Origin of the sequence: Paraburkholderia sediminicola (genome assembly GCF_046027825.1) — a bacterium.
Classification (GTDB): domain Bacteria; phylum Pseudomonadota; class Gammaproteobacteria; order Burkholderiales; family Burkholderiaceae; genus Paraburkholderia; species Paraburkholderia sediminicola_D.
The window spans coordinates 1-3862 of record NZ_JAQQDU010000199.1 but is presented as its reverse complement, the minus strand read 5'-3'; the positions used below and the strand labels follow the sequence as shown (position 1 = coordinate 3862).

4 protein-coding genes are annotated in these 3862 nt (G+C 58.9%); 2 read left to right on the top strand and 2 right to left on the bottom strand.

The features are described from left to right. Nucleotides 1-231: 231 nt before the first annotated feature. Both PQQ96_RS41735 and PQQ96_RS41730 read left to right on the top strand, forming a co-directional pair. Nucleotides 232-1416 (top strand): porin, encoded by a 1185-nt coding sequence (locus PQQ96_RS41735; RefSeq protein ID WP_408303209.1) that lies wholly within the window; start codon nucleotides 232-234, stop codon nucleotides 1414-1416. Nucleotides 1417-1534: 118 nt separating this feature from the next. Next, nucleotides 1535-2740 (top strand): methyl-accepting chemotaxis protein, encoded by a 1206-nt coding sequence (locus PQQ96_RS41730; RefSeq protein ID WP_408303207.1) that lies wholly within the window; start codon nucleotides 1535-1537, stop codon nucleotides 2738-2740. Nucleotides 2741-2790: 50 nt separating this feature from the next. On the opposite strand, the gene PQQ96_RS41725 is transcribed toward PQQ96_RS41730, so the two are convergent. Both PQQ96_RS41725 and PQQ96_RS41720 read right to left on the bottom strand, forming a co-directional pair. After that, nucleotides 2791-3555 (bottom strand): SDR family oxidoreductase, encoded by a 765-nt coding sequence (locus PQQ96_RS41725; protein WP_408303205.1) that lies wholly within the window; start codon nucleotides 3553-3555, stop codon nucleotides 2791-2793. Nucleotides 3556-3711: 156 nt separating this feature from the next. Beyond that, the coding region (locus PQQ96_RS41720; RefSeq protein WP_408303211.1) for an NAD(P)(+) transhydrogenase (Re/Si-specific) subunit beta at nucleotides 3712-3862 on the bottom strand (151 nt) is incomplete at its 5' end.

Genomic DNA, 3862 nt, shown 5'->3' with positions numbered 1-3862 from the left:
ACCTACCGTGATGTGGCGTGGCTTCCTGGTCCTGCATGAAATCACTGAGATGTATCGCATCTTCAGGCAGGACGAATAGATCGCTCAGACGAATTGTGGGCAATCCTGAGCTTCCGTGAGGGGGAGGCGGCTGCGGCGCGAGTACGTATGCTCTCGACTCAGATACACCGTGGCCTTCATGACACTAGGCGACGGCGCCTCTCGTTAGAACAACGTAGCACAGGAGACCGCATGAAGTTGAGAATCACCGGGCTTGTCGCATTTTTGGCATTTGCTAGTGCCGCACACGCCCAATCATCCGTTACGCTGTACGGCACAGTCGACTCGGGCCTGCTCTGGCAAAACACCTCAGCCTCAGGAGCAGCCCCCTTCCTCCCGAACAGCAAACTTAATCCGAACACTGGATCCGTGTTCCGGCTCAAGGACGGCGGCATCTACTCCAGCCTCTTCGGCATCAAGGGTACGGAGGACATCGGCGGTGGCTACAAGGTCAACTTCCGGCTCCAGGGCTCGTTCGACAGTGGCACCGGCAAGTTTCAACTGAGCGATACCGCGGGTACCCCCGCCCTGTTCAACCAGATCGCACAGGTCGGCGTGTCGGGGCCATTCGGCCGGTTCGACGCAGGTCGACAACTCGCACCGATGGCCTACGCGTTCGCGGACACAGACGTGCGCAACGCGCAGTTTTTTGGCAGCGTCCTGACCGCGTGGCTCACCATGAACACCGTGGGAGGGTGGCCTGGCAACAGCACAAACGGCATCATTGGCGCGCTGTATGACAGCAATGCGCTGGTCTACAATTCGCCGTCGTTCTATGGCGCATCAGCGACGTTGGAATACGCACCGGGCGGCGTGGCTGGGCAGCCCCAGGGCGGTACGCGTGAGTCGGCCGTGCTCAAGTATTCGAACTACGGCCTGAATGTCGCCGCCGTCTACTACAACGGACACGACGCCAGTCCTTATACGTATGCAGCGCCCACCACCGCGGCCCCGGCAACCGGCCTGAACAACAACCGCTTCGTCTACCTGGGAGCCAAGTACACGTGGCGTGGCCTGTCCGTGTCTGGGTCCTTCAGCAACGGACGCAACCCGGCAGCCGAGAACGGTAACCCGAAAATTTTCGCCGTATCAGGCGATTTCAACATGCTGACGGCTGGCATCGGGTATCGCTTCTCGCCGACGTTCGATATCACGTCCGGCGTTTATTACGTGAAGGACGAGAAGCACTCGCAAAACCAGTCGACCGAGTATGTGCTGGGCGCCGACTACAACGTGTCCAAGAGCACCATGCTCTACGCCGAGTTCGGCTACGTCTCGAACCGTGGCGCGATGAACCAGGAGATTGTCTACGGTCAGCCCACCGCAGTCGGGTTGAACACTGCCGCTGGAATGCTCGGCATTCGCCACTCCTTCTAAAGCCGGCACCCCGCGTGGCGCGCAGCGTTGCCGTCGCGCGGTGGTCAGGCAACCGGCATCCATGGCCGCCTGCATTCGCGAGGCGGCATTTTTATGTCATTTCCACACGTAAATCGCCGTGAACAAATTCCGCATCAAGACCCGATTGATCACACTTGTTGCTGTTCTGCTTGCGCTCGTGTTGCTGACTTCTGTCATGGGCAGCATTCGCCTTCAGCAGGCCAATGCGTTGATCGAAACTATTTATAAGGATCGCCTGGTGGGTCGCGGCCAACCCGCAAATCTGCCGATCGATGAGGCTCAGCACGAATACGCAGCCGAGCATCACAGGTACGAACGGTTCATGGTGGTGAACGTCGTTGTGACAGGACTCACACTCTGTGTCGCCGCGTTGACCTGCTGGATGCTGATACGCTCGATTACACAACCGCTTTCGGAAGCGGTCAAGGTTGCGGAAACCGTGGCATCCGGCGACCTGACATCGACAATCTCTGTGACCGGACGCGACGAAACAAGCGAGTTACTGGCGGCCCTCAAGCATATGAACGATAGTCTGGTTGATATCGTGGGCAGAGTGCGTTCAAGCAGTGAGGCTATTGGGTCCGCTACGCAGCAGATCGCGGCAGGCAACATTGACCTCTCCTCTCGTACAGAGCAGCAGGCAGCGTCACTCGAAGAAACGGCCGCCAGCATGGAGCAGCTGACAGGTACCGTCCGGCACAATGCCGACAATGCCCGTCAGGCTAGTGTTTTGGCTGGGAGCGCCTCTGACATTGCCGCCCGCGGTAACGAGGTCGTGGAGCGCGTGGTAGGAACCATGGGGGAGATCAGCGAGAGCTCCGCGCGGATCGCCGACATCATTGGAATAATCGAGGGCATTGCCTTCCAGACCAACATCCTCGCGCTCAACGCCGCAGTTGAAGCGGCACGCGCAGGCGAACAGGGGCGGGGTTTCGCCGTCGTCGCGCAGGAAGTTCGTGCGCTCGCTCAGCGCTCGTCCGGCGCGGCCAAGGAAATCAAGGAATTGATAGGCACCTCGGTTGTCCGTGTGGCAGCAGGCACTGAGCTTGTCGGTGAAGCCGGGCGCACGATGCGGGAGATTATTCACGCCGTCTCTCGTGTGACGGACATCATGAGCGAGATCGCAGCAGCATCGGACGAGCAGAGCAAGGGTATCGATCAGGTTGGACAGGTCGTCACGCAGATGGATGAAGTCACGCAGCAGAACGCCGCGCTCGTCGAAGAGGCTGCCGCCGCAGCGCAATCATTGCAGGATCAGGCGTTCAAGCTCAATGCGGCGGTTGCGGTCTTCAGCATGGTTTGAGGGCTGTCGGCGTGTAGCCGAACTGCATGCTGCGTCGGTTCTTCCAGCCGTCAAATAGTCAATCCGCCGTCGACGACTATACATTCTCCGTTCGTATAGCTCGCGGCATCTGATACGAGATAAAGGACAGTGCCCGCCATTTCCTGCGGCTCCGCGTGACGCCGCAATGGAATGCGGCTCATCCACTCTTCGTAGATCTTCGCTGTTTCGAACAGGGCGCCAGCAAATTTTGTTTTGGTTAAGCCCGGGAGCAGTGCGTTGACACGTATACCATGGGGGCCGCATTCCTTCGCAAACGCCTTGGTCATGTTAACCACGGCAGCCTTGCTGATCGAGTAGATGCCCTGCATGTCCCCAGGTTGCAACGCGTTGATCGATGCGGTATTGACGATCGCACCGCCACCCTGCTCCCGCATCAGTCGGCCAGCCTCCACCGACATGAAGAAGTAGCCGCGAATATTGACATCGACGGTTTTTTCGAACGCCGCGAGATCGGTGTCGAGAATATGGCCAAAATAAGGATTCGCCGCGGCGTTATTCACGAGGATGTCAAGCCGCCCGTGGAGCTTGCGGATATGGTCGAAGACCTCAGCAATGTCTTCCATGCGCCCAATATGGCAGGCAAGCGCTTCCGAACTGCCGCCATTCTCGATAATGCGCGTGCAAACGGCCCGGCAGTCCTCCTGTTTCCGGCTCGTCACGATCACATGTGCGCCTTGCTGGGCCAGCAATCGGGCAATCTGCTCGCCGATACCGCGGCTCGCTCCACTGACGAGGGCGATTTTTACGGTCAGATCGAAGAGATTCGTAGTCATAGTTGTGGTCACTCCAAAAACTTTATCTGTCTGCCACCGTGCAACATCCGTGTCGGATTCCGGCTCGGGCGAAGCGCCTCGCTGCGCCCGAGCACATCGTTCATCGCGACGTCGTCTCGTGTCTTTGTCGCACGACGAGGCGCCGGGGGAGGCTCGTCATGCAGCCGCCTTCACCATATCCTCGATCACCTTCTTCGCGTCACCGAACACCATCATCGTCTTGTCCATATAGAACAGGTCGTTGTCCAGACCGGCGTAACCCGCCGCCATCGAACGCTTGTTCACGATGACCGTGCGCGCCTTGTAG